This window comes from Xenorhabdus lircayensis, from assembly GCF_016306625.1.
Classification (GTDB): Bacteria; Pseudomonadota; Gammaproteobacteria; order Enterobacterales; family Enterobacteriaceae; genus Xenorhabdus; species Xenorhabdus lircayensis.
In genome coordinates, this window is sequence record NZ_JACOII010000037.1 from 119,747 (window position 1) to 140,744 (window position 20,998).

The following is a 20,998-nucleotide window of genomic DNA, read 5'->3' on the forward strand; positions in this document are numbered from 1 at the left end:
GAATAATCAGCAACAATCATAGTAGGCATCTTTGATAATCATAGGGAGTCGAATACTGTGTCAAACATCATGTTAAAGCGTAAATATTTAACCCACTCGGAAATTGAAGTCTTACTCAAAGAGTTGGAAAAACACTCTCATGCTGATCGCAATATTTGCATGATATTTATGGGGTTTATTCATGGTTTTCGTGTGTCTGAGTTGCTTGGTTTGAAACTGTCCGATGTAGATTTGGACGGGAAAAAGCTGCAAGTGCAACGCCTGAAAAATGGTTTCTCCACAATTCACCCAATGGTAGCGCGAGAAATTCAACTAATACGGAAATGGCTTTCCCTGCGCCAGCGCTACAAAAACAGTGATCAAAGTGACTGGTTATTCTTATCAAGAACAGGAGCACGCATGTCACGCCAGCAGTTTTATAAAATCATTCGACAGACTAGTTTAAAAGCCAAATTAGCGGTTTGCGCGAATCCGCACATGTTGCGACATTCTTGTGGCTACGCTCTGGCGGATAATGGCGTGGATACCCGCTTGATTCAAGACTATTTAGGCCATCGAAATATTCGTCATACCGTCCGCTATACCGCGAGTAATGCAGGTCGCTTTGAGACGATATGGCAAGAAAGAGGAAAACGAAAATTGTCGACAATTAGTACCAAACTGTTAACCCATAAATTATCCCACTTTTTCAACTCCATTTATCTTCATTTTACTCACAGAAATCAAAACAACTATTTGATTCAACCCTAAAAAATTCTCCTCCTATCTGAATATCATATCCTGTTTTCTCCTCATAAGAATTTTCCTCTTTTACTATCCTGTTGAACAAAAATTTAGATTGCTCGACATCGAAAGCTGCATAAATTAAAACCATCAATCATATTGGAATAATAAACCAAGATAATACTCAAACTAAGACTAATCATCCTGGGTTAACAGTTTGGTACTAAATGTTAACCATTTGGTGTGCTATTACCTTACGTTGTTTGATGGAAAATTGATGAAAAAAAGCCATTCCTGTTCAGGAATGGCTTGGATTTCTGATATACCTTAATTTTTTTGTATTTGATATCAATATATACCCGATACTATAGGCCCAAGACTACAAGCCCAATATTGTTTCCGCTACACAGTCATATTGATTATTCATATGAACTTTAGGGGGGATAAAACAGTCCTCCAGAAACCAGTCTACTGGTGTATTCAAGGCCATAGAAATATCGACCAAATGTTCCAGGCTGATTTTATTAGTTCCTCGTTCATAACGTGACAATTGCTGATGGCTAACTCCAATTCTGTCTGCCAGCTCTGCTGCTGTCACTCCAATTTCTTTCCTTTTCATTTGGATTCTTTTTCCTACCAGCATACTGACTCGCATAATATCTTTACTCTCGATTTATAAATAAGTTAAATAAACTATTGCGGTACCTTCATATTTACCGGCTTTTGGTGGGGCTATCGTGTGCAATACTGATGTCAATGTGAAATTTGTGGGAATATTCCTCCCTTGAGCGGTGACATTCACCCCATCTGCCGCATTTTTCCCATTAATTTGCAATGTCGAATACATTTGCTTATTAGCATCGAAATAAACTTTTGGTTCATCATTGATTGATTTGGCCTGCAACATGATTTTGTTGCTATAAATAGCACATTTGAATTGACCATTAATTGAGCGAGTCGCATTATTCACTTCTGAGGCGGTTAATTCCCCATATGCAATTTCAGACGGTATGGTGATTTCACAGTACTGATTCGCGGGTGGCATTTTATTACAAGTGGAGTTAGGGAATTTCTGCCCATCACCATATTGCATTGCTACATAAGTACCATAAAACAAACCTACGCAGTCCGCCTCTGCGCTTATAATAGGAAATGTAACCCGCTTAGGAACCCCAAGCTGTCTTTTATACGCTCTCATCACATCGGCGGTTGTCCGATATTTATGTGCATCTTCCAGACATGCCTTTGCATCCACACAGGAGCCGTACATGCCTGGCCTTTGACCATTCTTATATTGAACATCGGGGCCAACGTAGCATTTTCTCGCGCTATAGCAAGGATTAGGGATCCCCTCTTCCTCTGTCCAGGCAATAATTTCCATGGTCGTCCTAGTCTGGTTACCGCTTACCTCAGTATTAACCGGCATAACATAAGCCCCACCATAAGCATGTGTGGCACTCAATAAAAATAACAAGGCCGCTAGTTTCAACAACGATTTCTTAATATGGCGCATAACTTATTTTCCAAATGGCATCAAACTCTGGCTAAAGATCGTGGATGAAAAACCAGTCAGCATGACTAATCATAGTTAACTTCAAAAGTCGCAATCGCACTGAATTCACCAGCACCAATCCTCTTTCTTTGAAGAGCTCGGGGTTCAGCTTGTACATAAGCCCGAAACGGAATGACATTATTTCTGCTATTGGCTAATAACGGGAATTCAGCGGTTTTATTAAATGGCATCGGTGTACCATCGACCTTTTCCATGCCAATAGCAGCACCATAAGCACGACTGCCAGAGCTAAATGCCAATAACCCCGGTAGCTCTTGACTCGTTTGTCCCGAGAACTTGATTTTTAGGCGCTTTGTGATCCGAGGATCACAATCCTCTAAATTCAGATAAAATTGCTGACCTTCTGTACGATGTTTCAGGTAAAGATCACTGTTAAGAATATTCCCCAAATACACTTCCATTTTTTGATCTTCTGTCTTAATCGAGCAAGTAGGAGCAAGTACAGTGAGCGTAATCCTGACATTTTGGCGCAGGTTATCTTTTGCATATGCACTTTGCTGACTGCCAATGCTAAAAAGAAACAGCGCCGACAATGCATATCTGGATAGTTTGATGCTTAACGGACTCATTATCATTTACCCAACATTTATCCAATCATTTACCCAAAGAAAGCCATCATGATCAGGTTATTTCCGCATTGATGCCCCATCAACATCACTATTGGTGGGACGTCATCCACACGACTCAAGCCAATCAGTTTTCTTCAGTCACGACTTTTGTCACCGCGCAAGTAGTGCCACTACAGTTGAATGTTAACTGTGGACGCCCACCATAATCATTGACGTAGGTCAGTACTGGTGTATTACCCAATGAATCGACTGTTCCGCCAAGCTTTTCGCTGCTTCTAGGTGCCAACATCAAAGGCTGAAAACCATCTACACTCTTACCGTTTACCTTGTTCGATGCTTCTGAAATAGTGACGTAATAAGGTGTTGGGTTATTCACCAAATATTGATTTCCTTGACGGGTTAAGGTGAGTTTTTCCTGCCACGGATTATCAATATCAATACGGCGTGCAATAACGGCTTCTGGCCGATAGAACAATTTCACCCGCGTCTGTAAGGCAATTTGCAGCACATTTGGCTTTTCACTGCGTGGTGGAATTTCGCGAAGGTTAAAATAAAACAGGCTCTCTTGATCTTGTGGTAATTGAGCTATCGCAGGCAGTGTTTGAATTTTGACCTGGCTCTTCGCTCCGGCTTCAACACGCTGTACTGGCGGAACAACCACAAGTGGGCCATTAATCTTATTTCCTTTGTCATCTTCAATCCATGCCTGAGCCAAATAAGGCAAATCCAGATGCTGATTTTCAATGTTCAAACTGACGGATTTTGTATTTCCATTAAAAATCACTCGGGTACGATCCAAGGCTATCGCTGCCATTGCCTGATGGGCTGACATCAGGCTGGTTACCGTCATGGCAGTTATCATTAGAATTTTTTTCAGTTTCATAGTGTCATTTGCCCATGCTCAAAAGAGACTTATATTTATATTGCTGTGCTCGCTAATCGCAGCACGTTCCATGTAAAACAAAACAATATAATACGTTATTTTAAAACGGTTTTTTGGCTCATCTTATTGCAATTTACTTACCTTCGCCTTTTAAAAACTGACAAGGCAGCAAAAGTGAAGTGAAAGATTCTTCTGCAATTTCATCTGGTACTGTAATCTCACACTGAGCACGTCCATCCCAATGTACTTTCAGTTTTTCACCTTTGTTCATCCCGCTCAGGTAAGCATAACCATCATCACTCACAATCCCGATTTCGCGTTGAGCTGCATTCACGACGGATGCGCCAAAGGGTGGGAATGAACCGTCAGGCAGACGGATAATCGTCATCGCCTTGAGCCCTGACATGACCTGGAATTTACGATAACCAATCGCACCTTCCGTCAAGGTTGCCTGCTGCACAGAACGCAGTGCTTCTACATCATCCGGCAAGCTGTCTAAGTCAATATTCGCCGTATTGCGATAGTAGCTGTTCACATCCGCCAGCACGGCTTTACCAAAGTAGTTGGTATGCACTGCTGAACCGAACCCCCGGATAGGTACATTACTGACACCTTCTGTATCTACCATCAGGCGAGTCGCACCAGGCATATTGATACGGTGCAATGCTGCTCCATTTGCTGTCACAGTCATTCCACCTTGCAGGCTAAGTGCAGCAGTAGTATTGCCGCCATCCTGATAGCTGGCGCTGGCGGTCAACAGTGCCTTGTCGCCATAATGGGTGTAATAACCATCGGCTGACGCCTTACCGCCAATGCTGGTGCCTGCTGAGATACGATAGTTATTGCGATCATCAATGCGGTCAAAATAACCCACTGTATGCGCATTACCCTGACGATTGGCTATTCCGTTATAGCTGAGGGTGGCGCTTTCTCCCCACGGAATAGAAAGATTCAGGTACATGCCGTCATCTTTTTTATTGTCAAAATTGTTGCGGTAGGCCGATAAATTGACGTTGATATTTTTATAACGCCCTGCGTCAAAGTATTTTGACAGGGAGATGTTATAGCGATTGTTTGTTGGTCGATTCCAATAGGTTTGATGGCTATAGTTGATATGGGCGTTAAGACCAATATCCATAAATTGTTTATTGAAAATAATGGTATACAGTTCTTTTCCGCTATCCGAAGAAACGTTGCTATAGCGACGATCGATATACTGCCCCATATTCATAAAATCGCGCTCAGAGAAGCGGTATCCGGCAAATGTCACCTGACTGTTGTATTGATCAAAACGTTTCGAATAACTGAGACGATAAGATCCGCCTGTAAAAGTTTTGTTCTCTCGCGGCAATCTTGCTCTTGATTCCGTCACGTCAAACGACAGCGCACCAAACATCATCAAGTCACGACCGATTCCCAGTGACAAGGCGTTGTAATTCCCTGCCCCCAAAAGCCCGCCATACAATGACCAACCGTTGTTAATCCCCCAGGAAAATTCCCCCAGACCAAACGCCGGCCCTTCACGACGATGTTTGTCATTGGTGGATTGTCCACCAACCAACTTGTACTGCACACGACCGGGGCGTGTCAGGTAAGGAATGGTGGCGGTATTGACCTGAAATTCCTGTACACCACCGTCCTGCTCTTCAACCCTGACATCCAGTGTTCCTGCCACGGCATCACTGAGATCCTGAAGACGGAATGGGCCAGAAGCGACCTGAGTTTCATACAGCACTCGTCCTTGCTGACGAACAGTGACTTTGGCATTAGTTCTCGCAACGCCTGTTACTTCAGGCGCATAGCCACGCAAGTTCGGTGGCAACATATTTTCATCAGTCACCAAACTGACGCCCGTATAACGGAAACTATCAAAAATGTTGGAATTGAGGTAATCCTCTCCCAATGTCAATTTCGCTTCCAAACGAGGGAGCGCACGATACATGTAGTAACGGCTCCAATCCCACTCACGTTCCCTTCCACCAGAGTTATTCGATTTATCATCTTTGGTTTTAAAACGATTATATCTGGCCTGCCAATCAGCACGAAAACGCCACGCCCCCGCATTCATACCCGCAGTTCCGTTGGCACTGAACTGTTGGTTGTTGCTGCCATGAGCGGGTTTGCTTGTTTGTGCATTGAAGTTATAGTCAAACAGCAATCCGGGGATCCCGTTATCCCAACGGGAAGGTGGATCCCAGTCCGGCAAGTCATATTCCAGATAGATTTTAGGGACGATTAAATACAGCGTGTAAGTGGCCAGATCGCCTCTGGCCGACATACCGGGCAAGGTATTGAGATCAAGACATTTCCCATCATTCTGCCAAGCCAATTTTTCTACCCAGTCCGGTTTCAATGCTATTTGTTTCACTAATTCGGGTGATATACAGGCTTCACTGCCTTTTGGATCATCAGGTGGCGCAATGAAATCGACGGCATACATATCTGAAAATTCGGTCTTATTCATCCGAGCACCCATCATATAGTTACCCGGCATGATATAACCTGCACGAGTGAATTTATCTAAATCAATATTGGCCCGTTCACTGGTATCCAGTGCACCAATATTGAATTCAATTGATGGTTTAGAATAGGCTGCTTGAATACCAGATAATGCAAACAGTACAAGGACAGAAAGAGGTTTAATTCTGTATATTAAGTGTTTTGCTTTTATTTTATTAGCTATCTTCTTTTTATTAATCACTTTCTTTTTTTTAAAGACTTCTTTTTTATTACCGTTGTTTTTTTTATTAACAGATGAAAAATCATGATTAATATAATCTAAAAACAAAGCCATAACATCCTCTGAACAATGAATCGTTAATAATCCAATTTGAATTTAGCCGTTGTCTGATACTGCCAAGCCTATACGTGTAGGATTGCTCACCTAATACATGGCATCATTAAAGTTCATCGATCTAAATTGAGGACCCTGACCGATACTGAGGTTGCAGAAATAGCCACATGTCCTGCTTATCCATAATATCTTACGTTCTCTGTTTGTGCTTCACTGGTTTTTACCATACTGTGGGAAGTAGAGGAAACATGTCACCATCGGTATGCCATTAAAAAACACCTCAGAATGGCAAAAAATCTTTATTTTCCTAATACAGCCAATAGAGAACACCGTAGATTAAATAAAAAAAGGGTATTTCAATTTACCTACCTCTATAGGAATAATTCTGTTAATAGCACACTCTATTTATTTAATTGCAAATAATATTGACTTACATCAATAAAACAGTTCCCATTACAGAATATTGTAATCACGTTCTGCTAACGCGTTATATCCCAGAAATACCCTAAATATGTTATCAGGAAACCCAAGGCAAGAATGAAAGAGAGCTTCCTGATATTCAACCGCTAAAAATTACCTGTTAACTTACAATATTACAGGTAGTTTAAAGAGAAGTTAGCAATGGCGGTGAAGTTACCAGGAATAACCAAGTTCTTGCCATCGTCACCAGTTGCATTAATACCTTGCAGGTAAGCAGCGAAGTTCAGATCGTTATTGCCTTCGGTCAAAGACATTACATCTGATGCCGCCCCTATAGGAATGATTTTGCCACCAGAGTTAGTGATAGCGATTGCTGCACCTTTTGCAGTGCCTTCAATACCCAGAAGCCCCTGAGAAGCTACGCCATAATTGTTCTGACCAGTAAAAGTGGTTTTTAGGCCGTTTTTAACGTCAGCGGTACAACCTTCCAATTCAATTTTGAAAAGCTTAGATTCTGAACGGCCGCCATCTTTCAGTTTATGACTAGAAACTGCACCCATATCAACTTCAACATTGGTGTTTTTGATTGAGCAAGGTGCATCAATAATAGAACCCGTGAATTTAACTGTGCCGCTACCTTGGTTAACTGCATTTGCTGCGCCAGCAGTTAAAGCCACACCAAAACCTAAAACCATCGCCAATTTGTTAAGTTTCATAATTTAACTTATGCCTTTAATTGTAAAATAGATACTGATAGCCAAAAGGAAGCCGAAGCACAGAAATTAATTTCTGACACTTAGGCTAATAATTATTTAGTTTTTTGACAGAATTCATAAACAGTCAAAATAAACTAAACTGGCAATATCATTCTACAGAATAGAACCTAAGTCAAATTTCAGCCGATAAAACTAGTTATGTGCTTTAACATCATATGAAATATGAGTTTTCGCAAAAAAGTACGCGTAATGAGTAGTATATTTTACTGCTAAATTATTAAATTTAGATTATTCCCCTGAGTTATATCGAGCAATGTTCAGTAATTTAGGATCTTAATTGGCGTTGCTTTATTGCTCTATTCCATCCTCATGAAAGAAGAAAACATTTTATTATCTCGATATAATCATAACATTTAGATTTTATTGTTGATTCTATGGATTAAGTCAAAATAAAACCAAAATATCTATTCATTTATCATAATTAACAGGCTAATTATTAATCACAAACATTGCTTAAAAAAACAGTTTTAATTCTGTTAAATTTATTATTTTCATTCATTTTTCAATCAAATTAACACCAAAGAAAAGAGCTATTAAATAGATAGATGAAAACTATTCTTAATAAAACACATAAAATTAATATACAATTTATAAATAAAAAGCCCTTTCCAATAATGGAAAGGGCTTATGATTTTTTAATGAAATGCTAAAACTATTTATGCTTTTTTAATTGTCACCTAACAAAATAGACTCAAGCGCAATCTCGATCATGTCATTAAATGTGTTTTGACGCTCTTCAGCAGTCGTTTGTTCGCCAGTACGAATATGGTCAGAAACAGTGCAGATCGCCAGTGCTTTTGCCCCAAACTCAGCAGCAACACCGTAAATACCCGCTGCTTCCATTTCAACACCCAGAATGCCGTATTTTTCCATTACGTCGAACATTTGTACGTCTGGCGTATAGAACAGATCGACAGAGAAGATATTACCAACACGAGTGTCGATATTCTTCGCCTTGGCGGCATCAACAGCATTACGAACCAGCTCAAAATCAGCAATCGCAGCGAAATCGTGATCTTTAAAACGTATACGGTTTACTTTTGAATCGGTACATGCCCCCATGCCAATGACAATATCACGGATTTTAACGTCTTCACTGACAGCTCCACAGGAGCCGATACGGATGATTTTTTTAACACCAAATTCAGTGATCAGTTCTTTGGCATAGATAGAGCAGGATGGGATACCCATACCATGACCCATCACAGAGATGCGGCGGCCTTTGTAAGTACCGGTGAAACCCAGCATACCGCGAACGTTGTTAACCTGACGGGCATCTTCCAAAAAAGTTTCCGCAATATATTGCGCACGCAGTGGGTCACCTGGCATCAAAATAACATCTGCAAAATCGCCCATCTCAGCATTAATATGTGGGGTGGCCATAAGTTTATTTCCTTGTTCTTATTACGTATCAAAATATACCCTTCATCTTTCAAGGTGCTGCTTTGTTGGTCGTGCTGCAATTTGAAATCTATTGGGTATAGGTAAAAATCGGGGAAGCCAATTGGCTTCCCCAAAATTAAAACATTGCTTTACCGTAATCCATTGGTGTCAGAGCGAAATATTTCGCTACTGTCTGACCAATGTCGGCAAATGTTTCACGATGCCCTAATGAACCGGGTTTAACTTTAGGCCCGTAAACCAAAACGGGGATGTGCTCACGAGTATGATCAGATCCCGCCCAAGTTGGGTCACAACCGTGATCAGCGGTGAAGATCAGAACGTCATCTCCTTTAACCAATTTCAACATTTCTGGCAGACGACGGTCAAACAACTCCAGCGCTGCTGCATAACCTGCAACATCACGGCGATGGCCGTAAGAGGAATCGAAATCAACAAAGTTGGTAAATACGATGGTGTCATTTCCTGCCTGCTCCATTTCAATCAGTGAAGCATCAAACAAGGCATCAATTCCCGTCGCTTTAACCTTTTTAGTGATACCCACATTCGCGTAGATATCCGCAATTTTGCCAATGGAAACCACTTCACCCTGTTTTTCATCAACCAGTTTTTTCAGGATAGTTGGAGCTGGCGGTTCAACTGCCAAGTCATGACGGTTGCCAGTACGCTGGAAATTACCCGTTTTATCACCTACAAATGGGCGGGCAATAACACGGCCAATGTTATAGTCGCCAATAGTCAGCTCTTCACGAGCTATTTCACACAGCTCATACAGACGATCCAAGCCGAATGTCTCTTCATGGCAGGCAATCTGAAAAACAGAATCCGCAGAGGTATAGAAAATCGGCTTGCCGGTTTTCATGTGCTCTTCACCCAGTTTATCCAGAATAACCGTACCGGAAGAGTGGCAGTTACCCAGATAACCCGGCAAGTTGGCACGCTCAACGAGCTTATCCAGCAATTCCTGTGGAAAGCTGTTTTCTTCGTCTCGGAAATATCCCCAGTCGAACAGAACCGGAACCCCCGCAATTTCCCAGTGGCCTGATGGTGTGTCTTTACCAGAAGAAAGTTCACTCGCATAACCATAAGCACCAATAATTTCAGCATCTTTGTCCAAACCAATAGGGAAGGCTCCACAGGACTCTTCCGTCGCCTTGCCCAATCCCAAACGGCTCAAATTTGGCAGGTGCAATGGCCCTTTACGGCCGATATCAGCCTCACCACGGGCACATTGTTCTGCGATATGCCCTAAAGTGTTAGATCCCTGATCACCAAACTTTTCAGCATCTGCACTTGCACCGATGCCAAAGGAATCCAATACCATGATGAATGTACGTTTCATAATTTTCTCCTGCGCCAATTCACGCTATCAATGCGGAAACTGCCAGCTATTAAAATCTATTGTTAATGCTTGTATGGTTTATTCACTGATATGACGATAAACCATCGGTGTGGCAGCTTTTGTTGCATTTTCTTCAAAAACCTTTTCCTCAAAAACAAAAGCGTTACACACTGCTTCTGCGGCTTCATGCCAATCCTTTTCACTATTGGCATGAATCATCACCAGAGGGGTATCTGCCTTTACTTTTGTACCTAGCGCAACGATATCACTCAGCCCCACACTGTAATTAATAGGGTCGGTCGCCTTACGACGGCCTCCACCCAATGCAACAACAGACATTCCCAACGCTCGGGTATCCATTTCTGCAACGATGCCATTTTGCCCTGCCAATACTGGCTTGCTGAATTCCGCCGTCGGTAGATAACGGGCGTAATTTTCAACAAAATCAACTGGCCCTTTCTGTGCTGCCACCATGCGACCAAATATTTCAGCCGCTTTGCCACTGTCCAGCGCCACCTGTAACTGACGACGTGCATCATCACGATCGGTTGCCAGATTGCCTGAAACCAGCATTTCAGCAGACAGTGCCATAGTCACTTCAAATAACCGGGGATTACGGTACTCGCCTGTCAGGAATTGGACAGCTTCACGCACTTCCAGCGCATTACCGGCACTGGATGCCAGGACTTGATTCATATCCGTCAATAGCGCTGTTGTTTTGCAACCCGCACCATTCGCTACCCCGACGATGGATTCTGCCAGTCGCTCCGATTGTTCGTAAGTCGGCATAAATGCGCCGGAACCGACTTTTACATCCATGACCAGTGCATCCAATCCTTCGGCCAATTTTTTACCCAAAATCGACGCAGTAATCAAAGGGATGGAATCAACGGTCGCCGTGATATCACGTGTCGCATAAAAACGTTTATCCGCAGGTGCCAGTGAACTGGTCTGCCCGATAATTGCAACTCCCACATCCCGAATAATGTCACGGAAACGATGTTCATCAGGAAAAATGTCAAAACCGGGGATGGATTCCAATTTATCCAGTGTGCCTCCGGTATGTCCCAAGCCACGCCCGGAGATCATCGGTACATATCCCCCACACGCTGCCACCATTGGACCAAGCATCAGGGAAGTGACATCCCCCACACCGCCCGTCGAGTGTTTATCGACAATCGGGCCGGGTAAATTCAATGTCTTCCAATCTAAAACCGTACCGGAATCACGCATTGCCAATGTCAATGCGACACGTTCTTCCATCGTCATATCATGGAAATAGATGGTCATTGCCAGTGCAGCGATTTGCCCTTCAGAAACCGTATTATCACGGACTCCGTTAATAAAGAAACGGATCTCTTCTTCGCTCAATCGATGACCATCTCGTTTTTTACGGATAATTTCCTGTGCCAGAAACAAAGCTACCTCCCAATCATTATTATCTGAAAAGAATGGCAGTAATGCACACTATCTTAGCGTGCATTTAATATCCCCTTCATCTTTCAATTTGCTGTTTTGTTGGCTGCAACTTGAAATCTATTGGGTATAAGTCATTATCGATCTCAATAACCACTGCTCTGTTTTTGGCCCTGATGTCCAAGCGTGGTCAGCAAACTACCCAACAAACTAGAAGCACCAAAACGGAAATGGCGGGAATCGGCCCATTTGTTTCCCATGATGCGCTCAACCAGCGCCAGATACTGCGCCGCTTCTTCGGCAGTGCGCACACCGCCCGCAGGTTTAAAACCAACGGTATCGCCAACGCCCATGTCGCGGATCACACTCAGCATGATTTCGGCACTTTCCAGTGTCGCATTAACAGGAACTTTACCGGTTGAGGTTTTGATGAAATCTGCACCGGCGTTAATTGAAATTTCAGATGCCTTACGAATCAGCTCCGCTTCTTTCAATTCACCCGTTTCAATAATGACTTTTAGCCAAACACCTGATTCAGCACAGGCCGTTTTGCAGGCTTTTACCAAGTTAAAACCAATCTGTTCATTGCCTGCCATCAATGCGCGATAAGGGAAAACAACATCCACTTCATCAGCACCATAGGCGATGGCAGCACGAGTTTCGGCCAGTGCAATATCGATATCATCATTGCCGTGTGGGAAGTTGGTCACCGTGGCAATGCGAATATCGGGAGTTCCCTGTTCACGCAATACCTTGCGTGCCACGGGAATAAAACGTGGGTAGATACAGATGGCTGCCGTATGTCCAGCAGGGCTGTTTGCTTGACGACAAAGTGCTGTCACTTTTTCATCTGTATCATCATCATTAAGTGTAGTTAAATCCATCAAACCCAGCGAACGCTGAGCAGCGGCGGTTAAATCGGTCATAAAACTCTCCAACGGTATTATTATCGTGACTGAATCAGTTCACACATTCTTTTGTACGATGATTTTGAACGAACGATTATTTTTAACAGTTATTTTTAACAACAAGCTCGTTCATTTGTTGGCGAGCGGACTTGGTTCCTTGAAGATGTCGCCACGGTTCTATACCACAGCAACAACAGAGTTCCTTCTCTCCGCACTATTTATTTTTTACTACTGTTTATTTTTACTACTGTTTATTCTTTGCTAATTTTTTCTGCACTATCTTCCCGCGCAATTTTTTGCACTATGCTTAGATTGACTTGGCTTTCTTCAGCTTACACGACTTCACAAGAAGCAGCTTAGCCATAAAGTCTTTACACCTCATTATTTGAACATGTAAGTGAGCAATAATGAGTGCTTAAAATCACACTAATCAAATGAGATTTGCAAGTACAAACATTTTAATGTGAACTAAATCACGTTAAATAGTTTCAGTAAAAACAAATGCAGGTGAGAAATCTCACCTGCATTCAATTTGATACACTATCCTTTCGTCTTACAATGAGAGGAAGAATCCAGCAATGGTTGCACTCATCAAGTTAGAGAGTGAACCGGCCAGTACAGCTTTCATGCCGAAACGGGCAACATCACCGCGACGGTTTGGTGCCATACCGCCCAAACCACCCAACAGAATAGCAACGGAAGACAAGTTAGCGAAACCACACAAGGCAAAGGAGATAATTGCTTTAGTATGCTCGGAAAGCACTTGCAGACCCGCCGCCTGAACCATATCGTCAGCCTTCAGGTATTGCCCAAAATTCATGAATGCTACAAATTCATTGACAACCACCTTCTGGCCGATGAAAGAGCCTGCGATAGTCGCTTCATGCCACGGAACACCGATCAGATAGGCAATTGGTGCAAAAACCCAGCCCAGAACCAGTTCCATAGATAATTGAGGGTAATCGAACCAACCGCCGACGCCGCCTAAAATACCATTCAGCAAAGCAATCAATGCGGTGAATGCCAGCAACATTGCGCCGACGTTCAGAGCCAGTTGCATACCGGATGCTGCACCCGATGCGGCTGCATCAATGATATTTGCAGGACGATCTTCCGCCGCTATCAGTGACATAGCATCAGCGGTATCGTGAGTTTCTTCGGTTTCCGGAACCATCAGTTTCGCAAACAGCAGACCACCCGGTGCAGCCATGAATGAAGCTGCAATCAGGTATTCCAATGGAACACCCATTTGAGCATAACCCGCCAGCACTGAACCTGCTACAGAAGCCAAACCACCGCACATAACGGCAAACAACTCAGATTGGGTCATGGTCGAAATATAAGGGCGAACAACCAGAGGCGCTTCAGTTTGACCTACGAAAATATTCGCAGTTGCAGACAGAGATTCAGTCCGTGATGTTCCCAGCAATTTCTGCAAGCCACCGCCCAATACCTTGATGACGAGCTGCATAATGCCCATGTAATACAAAACGGCAATGAGTGAGGAGAAGAAAACTATCACGGGCAGAACACGCAAAGCAAAAATAAAGCCACCACCACCGAACAATTCAAACATTTTGTCGGAAACTAACCCGCCAAAAATAAAATCTGTTCCTTTCTGGCCATATCCAATTACGTTGGAAACGCCTTTTGACATCCCCCCCAGAATGTCTTTGCCAGCCGGTACGTAAAGTACAAATGCCCCAATAGCAACCTGAATCAGAAAGGCGCCCAGGACAGTACGGATTTTAATGGCTCGATAGTTACTGGAGAAGAGTACCGCGATGAAAACCAGCACTGCCATCCCGATCAGGCTCATAAAGAGTTGCATTGGAAGAATCCCTGTTCACTGAATGAATAATAAAAAGATATGTCAGTTATTTTATAAGTTCCTACTGACATTGTGTGTGAGCCGATTATACCTAGTACCAAAAAGGAACAAGCAACTAACATCACAAATTAATACAGCAAAAAGTAATATAAAAACTTAAAATGAGACATTCATCACATAAAACCACTTAATTTCAGGGGGATTAGATAATTTCACGGAGAAAAAGGTAAAAAAAAGAATAAATGGGCAGGGAATATAAGTTAAGCATTATTAATGTTTATTGAAGGCCAATTATGTACTTCCACTACTGAAAAAACTTTTATGGTTTTTACTTGTTAAGATCAACTCAATGTAAATAGTGTCACACTATTTTGATAAATTTGCTCGGCAATTTCATCTGACGACTCTTGGCGTAATGCACATAATACTGAAAAAATCGGTGCAATTCTTTCCGGCCGGTTTGGCTGCCCCTGAAACCCAGATAATGGCATATCGGGTGCGTCCGTTTCTAATAACAAAGATGACAGAGGCAGTTGTGAAATTGTGCTGCGTGTCTTTTGCGCCCTGTCGTATGTAATCGTTCCTCCTACACCAATGTAATATCCCAGACGAATAAAGGCCTGAGCTTGGGACAAACTGCCCGCAAAACCATGAATCACCCCTGTACGTGGTAATTTATGCTTTCGCAAGATTGCCGCCAATTGATCATGGCTTTTTCTGGAGTGAAGTATCACGGGTAAATCATGTTGTTTGGCCAGCGTTAACTGTGCTTCCAACATGTTTTTCTGCTTTTCAAACTGCGGCTCTGGCATATAAAGGTCAAGACCAATTTCGCCTACCGCCACACATTTGGTATTTTTTTCCTGTAGCTTCTGATCCAACTCATCCATATGCGCGTTTTGATGTTCGCTAATATAGAGCGGGTGCAAACCAAATGCAGCATAGATTGGAGAATAAACCTCTGCCAACGCCGCAACTCGCTTGAAATTCATTTGACCGATCGTGGGCACGACAAGTTTTTCCACGCCCATTTGTCTGGCTTGTTTCAGGCTTGTTGTTTCATCACCGACAAAGGGAGGAAAATCAAAATGGCAATGGGTATCAATAAACATCTAATTAATCCAAGTCATCCATCATGATCGGCCCTGTTGCCTGAGCATTGTCAACCACATCAGACACAGGTGGTTCTACTAGCGGGTAATCGATACTGTCCAAGAAATGGTTTCTACGGAAGCCACTACGATTGATGCCATCAGAACTTAGGCCACTGCGGCAGACACCATAGCTCTTACGTTCTACTTGCCCAAATTTTCCGCCCACAAAAGTATGCCCAATAGTCGCCAAAAAATATCGCCCACAACGCCGTCCCAAATGATAATCATCATTTAATGCACTGACTCGGCTTGCCAACGCCATCGCAGATAATGGCGCAGGCGGGTAGATTTCGAAGATTTGTACATCATCCGGTGGATTTTCGATAAATTTTTGCGTTCGGCCGTAACTCTGGGCATGGAGATTGAGCATCTTGACCATTTTTTGCAAACTACTAGTCTCTAACCAGCGCTCCATGCGTTTGAACCACTGAGGCGTATAGTAAAGCTGTGAAGGAACGGTCCGGATCACGACAATCGTATCTGCACCACGACGATACGCTTCTTGCACTGGAATTGCATCGCAAATGCCACCATCTTGATAAATCACATCGCCAAGGGTAACGCCATTACGATAAAAACCAGGAATGGCGCTGGAGGCTTTTATAATTTCCATCCAATTTTTGTCATCAGGATGCAAATAATCAGGCTCAAAGTTATCAGCGCGACAGGCACACATGTAGAATTCGCGTCCTGCATCAAACTGACGCAACGCAGCAGGAATATTAAGTGGTAACTGCTCAGATATGGTATCAATATACCAATCTAAATCGATCAAATGCCCACCGCGAACAAAGCGAAATGGATTAAAAAAGGCGGGATCAGTGGTATAACGATTAATTACTCTGCGGGCATAACCCCGCTGACCGCAAATATAGGCCGAGAGGTTCTGTGCTCCCGCCGACGTGCCAAGGAACAGGTCAAACGGATTAAAACCAAGACGGAGGAACTCATCCAAAACACCAGCGGTAAAAATCCCCCTCTGACCACCACCTTCACAAACGAGTGCAATTTTTCCTGGTTTGATCTGTGACTTATAAGCTAAAGGTTCTATATTGCCTAACGTTATTGGAATATGTTTCCCCACACTTTTCCTCCTCTAAAAATCAATGGCAGCATCAAGATATAACACACATGCTGAATATCTATCAGTATATTGTTGCTCAAACAATCTATTTGTAAAATTTTCGTTAAATCATGAAAAATAGAGCACCAATAGATATTAACGTAGCCAGTTATCCGAATACAGCCAGCAAATAACATTCCCTATGAAATAATCTCGTCATTTAACAGAATATTATTCGAGGAAAAGAAGCAAGAAGAGTGGCTTATTACCTGCCACTCTATTCACAATATCAGTTATTTTTTAATCTCTATAGTACTCTTCACTGCTCTGACGCCTTTCACTCCATGGACAATTTCAGCTATTTGCGCCGCCTGAAGTTTGTTTTTGACAAAACCTGAAAGATAAACAACGCCTTTTTCCGTTTTCACTGAAATGTCATTGCTATTTATGCCCTTATATTCCAGCAATTTCCCTTTCACTTGTGCAGTAATGGTACTATCGTCCAAATAGGTATCTGCATTCTGCAAGGAGTTATCAATTTTTTTCCCTACATTGTCTATAGATTTATCGATTTTATGCCCCGTACTCTCCACGCTTTTTCCTGAAAAGATTTCCGTAGCCAGAGCATTACCACTGATCAGTACCACGCCTAGAACAACGGCCAGTAGTGAATGTGTAAACTTGATATTCTTCATCCTACCACCTTCTTTAACATAAGCGAGAATCGTTACCAGAACAGTATGTCAACTAGGAGGTGGCGATAAAATCGGCTTTACAAAAAATAACGTAAATTTTCATTAAACCAGAGAATTATTCTTCATTTTAAGAAGAAAATAGAAGATATGAATTAAATAATAAGAGCCAACAGGATAGTTGGCCCAGAAAAACATCAGTGTTCCCGTGTCTTACGGAAAGCGACATCAGGATAACGTTCACTGGTCAGGTTTAAGTTAACCATTGTCGGTGCAATGTAAGTTAAGTTATCACCGCCATCGAGTGCCAAGTTCAGTTCATTCTTGCGCTTGAACTCTTCCAGTTTCTTCACATCGCTACACTCTACCCAGCGAGCCGTAGAAACGTTAACAGGTTCATACAGTGCTTCAACGTTGTATTCACTCTTCAAGCGAGCAACAACAACATCAAACTGGAGCACACCTACCGCCCCTACAATCAGATCGTTATTGGCCAGCGGGCGGAAGACCTGTACAGCCCCTTCTTCTGATAACTGAACCAGACCTTTCAGCAGTTGCTTCTGTTTCAACGGATCACGCAGACGGATACGGCGGAACAATTCAGGTGCAAAGTTAGGGATACCGGTAAATTTCAGCTCTTCCCCTTGGGTAAAGGTATCACCAATCTGGATTGTGCCATGATTGTGCAGGCCGATAATATCCCCCGGATAAGCGTGTTCAACATGAGAGCGATCTCCTGCCATAAAGGTCAGTGCATCAGAAATAACGACGTCTTTCTTAATGCGGACTTGACGCAGTTTCATGCCCTTTTCATATTTACCGGAAACAACTCGCAGGAATGCCACGCGGTCACGGTGTTTCGGATCCATATTGGCTTGGATTTTGAAAACAAAGCCTGTGAACTTCTCTTCATTGGCGATCACTTCACGCGCGTCTGTCCGACGGGGCATTGGGGTTGGAGCCCATTTAACAAGGCCATCCAGCATATGATCAACACCAAAGTTACCCAATGCAGTACCGAAAAATACTGGCGTCAATTCACCCTGTAAAAACGCTTCCTGATCAAATTCATGAGATGCACCTTTGACCAGTTCCAGCTCTTCACGTAATTGTTTCGCCAGATCTTCCCCCACTGCCGTATCCAATTCAGGATTATCCAGCCCTTTAATAGCGCGGACTTCCTGAATGGTATGTCCTTGACCAGATTGATACAGGTAAATTTCATCAAGGTAGAGATGATAAACGCCTTTGAAGGACTTACCACAGCCGATAGGCCATGTAATTGGACTACAGGCGATGTTCAGCTCATTTTCCACTTCATCCATCAACTCCATCGGATCACGAATATCACGGTCGAGCTTGTTCATGAATGTCAGGATAGGCGTGTCACGCAGACGAGTGACTTCCATCAGCTTACGGGTACGATCCTCAACCCCTTTCGCAGCGTCAATGACCATCAAACAGCAGTCAACAGCGGTCAAGGTACGGTAGGTATCTTCAGAAAAGTCTTCGTGCCCTGGAGTATCCAGTAAATTAACCAAACAGTCATCATAAGGAAACTGCATCACAGAAGTGGTAATGGAAATACCACGCTGTTTTTCCATCTCCATCCAGTCTGATTTAGCATGTTGGTTAGAGCCCCGGCCTTTTACCGTACCCGCTTTCTGGATCGCCTGTCCGAACAGTAAAACTTTTTCGGTAATGGTCGTTTTACCCGCATCAGGGTGGGAAATTATTGCAAAAGTACGCCGTTTCGCGACTTCTTGCAGAAATGGTGAATTTGACATCAATTGGAATCTTCTAGTCTGTACACGGATTGATACCATTTGGGAAACGTGCCCTGCTGGCTCTTCGCCTTCAAATCCGTCATGTTAATCGTGATTGGCGCTTATTTTCGCTGAACTTGGATTTATAAACAATCCATGAATGTCAAACTCATTGTCATAAATCGATTTTCAGCAAAGTCAAACACAATAAAAATTGTGTCAATCCCATGAGTTAATTTCATTTTCAATTTGTTTAATGGCCTCTATCAACTCGTCAAAAGAGGGATTGAATATGGGGAACCACAACCTCATTTGCATACTGATACACATAACTTTTGATAACGAAGTTCCACCTTTAAAAGCCATAGGAGGTACTTCTGTTAGGCTAAATAGTGTTTTTAATACCCAACAAACCCAAATATCCTTTTCTAAAACATTTTCAGAACGCCCTAACCGATCCGCCGCATATCCCAGAATAGCCCGCTACTCATCAGGCATAATCGCAAAATAAGAATCAGCCATGGACAGCCTCATAATCAACATGTTGAATGGCTGATGACATCTACGCAGGTAAGTTGCAAGTTTTCAGTAAACCAAATTCTTCTTCTTTCTTTTCAACCAAACGTGAAAGCGTTTTATCAACTGCCGTACGTGAGCCAAGAGTCAGAAAAGACTCACTCGTGAATAACTCCCCCTGACTCATAGCTGTGAATACGTTGCCTTATCGATTGTGAAATGGTCATGATTTCCCCTATGCTACAGAAAAAGTCATCGATTTTCTGACATTAGAAATCAAATTTTGAACAAAAACAGAGCATAAATCAACCGAAATAAATTAATAAATACCTATCAGCCCTCACCAAACAACGGCAACGCCATAATAATGGCATCTTCCTTTCCCGCCGCTGTCGGATAATAATTCTTGCGGATAGAAACTTCATTGAAGCCTAGATCTTCATATAAACGAATAGCAGATTGATTGGAACGTCGCACCTCAAGCCACAGCGTGTTTATCTGTTTTTCAGGTAATATAGTGATGAGATGGTTCAGCAATGCTTTGCCATATCCTCGTGATTGATGTTCAGGATGAATGGCGATATTAAATAGCGTCGCTTCATCCATAACATATTGCATTATCGCAAAACCGATAATCTGGTCATTCAGCGTAATTTTATAGTTGAGATAACGTTCTCCTTGGTTGGAGTAAAACGTTTTTTCACTCCACGGAAACGCATGGCTGGACTGTTCTATTCGAAATGCTACGGGAAGATCAACGTGAGTTAATAGAGAAATATTCTTCATAATGGTAAATTTGTTGCCAAAGAGCGCGTTTTGCATTCCCATCAAGAGATAAGTCATTTAATGCCGAGCTTCTCAAAGAAATCCCTTGTATTGATAAGGTAATATCAACCCCCAATAGCCAGCATGGGCAGTGGATTGATTCCGAAAGTAGCTCAACATCTTTTGTCGTGATGCAATATACCGATGAGGCGTCAATCCCCATGGCGGTGAAAATATCAGCAAACAATGAATGACTTAAGTCAATATGATCATGAGTAATGATCAATAGACGGGTTGAATCGGGGATGAGGACAGACAATTCACCTTGCAAGGCCATCGGGCTACGCAAAACCCATTGGGTAATTCCCAACTGGGAGAGTAATCTGTCACGCTTCGTCATCGTGTT

General features: G+C 42.7%; 18 protein-coding genes. 1 reads left to right on the forward strand and 17 read right to left on the reverse strand.

Translation table 11 applies throughout. The annotated features are described in order from the left end of the window. Nucleotides 1-69: 69 nt before the first annotated feature. Nucleotides 70-750: a tyrosine-type DNA invertase gene (locus tag H8A87_RS10270; protein ID WP_198689917.1), complete on the forward strand. Its 681-nt coding sequence runs from the start codon at nt 70-72 to the stop codon at nt 748-750. A gap of 352 nt (nt 751-1,102) precedes the next feature. Here the strand turns inward: H8A87_RS10270 and H8A87_RS10275 are convergent, their stop codons facing one another. The 17 genes from H8A87_RS10275 to H8A87_RS10355 all read right to left on the reverse strand — a co-directional run bounded on the left by H8A87_RS10275 (nt 1,103) and on the right by H8A87_RS10355 (nt 20,992). Then, nucleotides 1,103-1,378, reverse strand: coding sequence for a helix-turn-helix domain-containing protein (locus tag H8A87_RS10275; protein WP_198689874.1), 276 nt, complete (start codon nt 1,376-1,378; stop codon nt 1,103-1,105). An 18-nt stretch (nt 1,379-1,396) separates the two neighbouring features. Further along, on the reverse strand, nt 1,397-2,236 hold the full coding sequence (locus H8A87_RS10280; RefSeq protein ID WP_198689875.1) for an MrpH family fimbial adhesin: 840 nt from the start codon (nt 2,234-2,236) through the stop codon (nt 1,397-1,399). Between the two features lie 65 nt (nt 2,237-2,301). Continuing rightward, on the reverse strand, nt 2,302-2,865 hold the full coding sequence (locus tag H8A87_RS10285; RefSeq protein WP_198689876.1) for a fimbrial protein: 564 nt from the start codon (nt 2,863-2,865) through the stop codon (nt 2,302-2,304). Between the two features lie 124 nt (nt 2,866-2,989). Continuing rightward, nucleotides 2,990-3,748 (reverse strand): fimbria/pilus periplasmic chaperone, encoded by a 759-nt coding sequence (locus tag H8A87_RS10290; protein WP_198689877.1) that lies wholly within the window; start codon nt 3,746-3,748, stop codon nt 2,990-2,992. 133 nt (nt 3,749-3,881) lie between these two features. After that, entirely contained in the window at nt 3,882-6,542 is a 2,661-nt protein-coding gene (locus tag H8A87_RS10295; protein WP_232370175.1) for an outer membrane usher protein, read from the reverse strand. Between the two features lie 593 nt (nt 6,543-7,135). Beyond that, nucleotides 7,136-7,678, reverse strand: coding sequence for a fimbrial protein (locus tag H8A87_RS10300; protein ID WP_198689878.1), 543 nt, complete (start codon nt 7,676-7,678; stop codon nt 7,136-7,138). A gap of 726 nt (nt 7,679-8,404) precedes the next feature. Continuing rightward, nucleotides 8,405-9,121, reverse strand: a complete 717-nt coding sequence (gene deoD, locus H8A87_RS10305; protein WP_198689879.1) for a purine-nucleoside phosphorylase — start codon at nt 9,119-9,121, stop codon at nt 8,405-8,407. Nucleotides 9,122-9,257: 136 nt separating this feature from the next. Further along, nucleotides 9,258-10,481: a phosphopentomutase gene (gene deoB / locus H8A87_RS10310; RefSeq protein ID WP_198689880.1), complete on the reverse strand. Its 1,224-nt coding sequence runs from the start codon at nt 10,479-10,481 to the stop codon at nt 9,258-9,260. Between the two features lie 78 nt (nt 10,482-10,559). Continuing rightward, nucleotides 10,560-11,900, reverse strand: coding sequence for a thymidine phosphorylase (deoA, locus tag H8A87_RS10315; RefSeq protein ID WP_198689881.1), 1,341 nt, complete (start codon nt 11,898-11,900; stop codon nt 10,560-10,562). A 143-nt stretch (nt 11,901-12,043) separates the two neighbouring features. Beyond that, nucleotides 12,044-12,823, reverse strand: a complete 780-nt coding sequence (gene deoC / locus H8A87_RS10320) for a deoxyribose-phosphate aldolase (protein WP_198689882.1) — start codon at nt 12,821-12,823, stop codon at nt 12,044-12,046. A gap of 535 nt (nt 12,824-13,358) precedes the next feature. After that, nucleotides 13,359-14,624, reverse strand: coding sequence for a NupC/NupG family nucleoside CNT transporter (locus tag H8A87_RS10325; protein WP_198689919.1), 1,266 nt, complete (start codon nt 14,622-14,624; stop codon nt 13,359-13,361). A gap of 353 nt (nt 14,625-14,977) precedes the next feature. Next, nucleotides 14,978-15,748, reverse strand: a complete 771-nt coding sequence (locus tag H8A87_RS10330; RefSeq protein WP_198689883.1) for a TatD family hydrolase — start codon at nt 15,746-15,748, stop codon at nt 14,978-14,980. Nucleotides 15,749-15,752: 4 nt separating this feature from the next. Further along, entirely contained in the window at nt 15,753-16,874 is a 1,122-nt protein-coding gene (locus H8A87_RS10335) for a patatin-like phospholipase family protein (RefSeq protein ID WP_198689884.1), read from the reverse strand. A 272-nt stretch (nt 16,875-17,146) separates the two neighbouring features. Next, complete coding sequence (locus tag H8A87_RS10340; protein ID WP_198689885.1) at nt 17,147-17,548, reverse strand: BON domain-containing protein; 402 nt, start codon at nt 17,546-17,548, stop codon at nt 17,147-17,149. A gap of 194 nt (nt 17,549-17,742) precedes the next feature. Then, a complete protein-coding gene (gene prfC / locus H8A87_RS10345) occupies nt 17,743-19,332 on the reverse strand; it encodes a peptide chain release factor 3 (protein ID WP_198689886.1) in 1,590 nt (529 codons plus the stop codon). Nucleotides 19,333-20,160: 828 nt separating this feature from the next. Beyond that, nucleotides 20,161-20,613 carry a ribosomal protein S18-alanine N-acetyltransferase gene (gene rimI / locus H8A87_RS10350; protein ID WP_198689887.1) on the reverse strand — a complete coding sequence of 151 codons (453 nt, stop codon included), beginning with the start codon at nt 20,611-20,613 and terminating at the stop codon, nt 20,161-20,163. Continuing rightward, nucleotides 20,582-20,992 carry a DNA polymerase III subunit psi gene (locus H8A87_RS10355; RefSeq protein ID WP_198689888.1) on the reverse strand — a complete coding sequence of 137 codons (411 nt, stop codon included), beginning with the start codon at nt 20,990-20,992 and terminating at the stop codon, nt 20,582-20,584. Before H8A87_RS10355 ends, rimI begins: the two co-directional genes overlap by 32 nt. Between the last annotated feature and the right edge of the window lie 6 nt (nt 20,993-20,998).

Bases quoted from the DNA above. Each gene is read 5' to 3' on its own strand.
- H8A87_RS10295 (WP_232370175.1), bottom strand. From the start codon at position 6,542: ATGGCTTTGTTTTTAGATTATATTAATCATGATTTTTCATCTGTTAAT.
- H8A87_RS10325 (WP_198689919.1), bottom strand. From the start codon at position 14,624: ATGAGCCTGATCGGGATGGCAGTGCTGGTTTTCATCGCGGTACTCTTC.
- H8A87_RS10280 (WP_198689875.1), bottom strand. From the start codon at position 2,236: ATGCGCCATATTAAGAAATCGTTGTTGAAACTAGCGGCCTTGTTATTT.
- H8A87_RS10330 (WP_198689883.1), bottom strand. From the start codon at position 15,748: ATGTTTATTGATACCCATTGCCATTTTGATTTTCCTCCCTTTGTCGGT.
- rimI (WP_198689887.1), bottom strand. From the start codon at position 20,613: ATGAAGAATATTTCTCTATTAACTCACGTTGATCTTCCCGTAGCATTT.
- deoB (WP_198689880.1), bottom strand. From the start codon at position 10,481: ATGAAACGTACATTCATCATGGTATTGGATTCCTTTGGCATCGGTGCA.
- prfC (WP_198689886.1), bottom strand. From the start codon at position 19,332: ATGTCAAATTCACCATTTCTGCAAGAAGTCGCGAAACGGCGTACTTTT.
- H8A87_RS10285 (WP_198689876.1), bottom strand. From the start codon at position 2,865: ATGAGTCCGTTAAGCATCAAACTATCCAGATATGCATTGTCGGCGCTG.
- H8A87_RS10340 (WP_198689885.1), bottom strand. From the start codon at position 17,548: ATGAAGAATATCAAGTTTACACATTCACTACTGGCCGTTGTTCTAGGC.
- H8A87_RS10270 (WP_198689917.1), top strand. From the start codon at position 70: ATGTTAAAGCGTAAATATTTAACCCACTCGGAAATTGAAGTCTTACTC.
- H8A87_RS10290 (WP_198689877.1), bottom strand. From the start codon at position 3,748: ATGAAACTGAAAAAAATTCTAATGATAACTGCCATGACGGTAACCAGC.
- deoC (WP_198689882.1), bottom strand. From the start codon at position 12,823: ATGACCGATTTAACCGCCGCTGCTCAGCGTTCGCTGGGTTTGATGGAT.
- H8A87_RS10300 (WP_198689878.1), bottom strand. From the start codon at position 7,678: ATGAAACTTAACAAATTGGCGATGGTTTTAGGTTTTGGTGTGGCTTTA.
- deoD (WP_198689879.1), bottom strand. From the start codon at position 9,121: ATGGCCACCCCACATATTAATGCTGAGATGGGCGATTTTGCAGATGTT.
- H8A87_RS10355 (WP_198689888.1), bottom strand. From the start codon at position 20,992: ATGACGAAGCGTGACAGATTACTCTCCCAGTTGGGAATTACCCAATGG.
- H8A87_RS10275 (WP_198689874.1), bottom strand. From the start codon at position 1,378: ATGCGAGTCAGTATGCTGGTAGGAAAAAGAATCCAAATGAAAAGGAAA.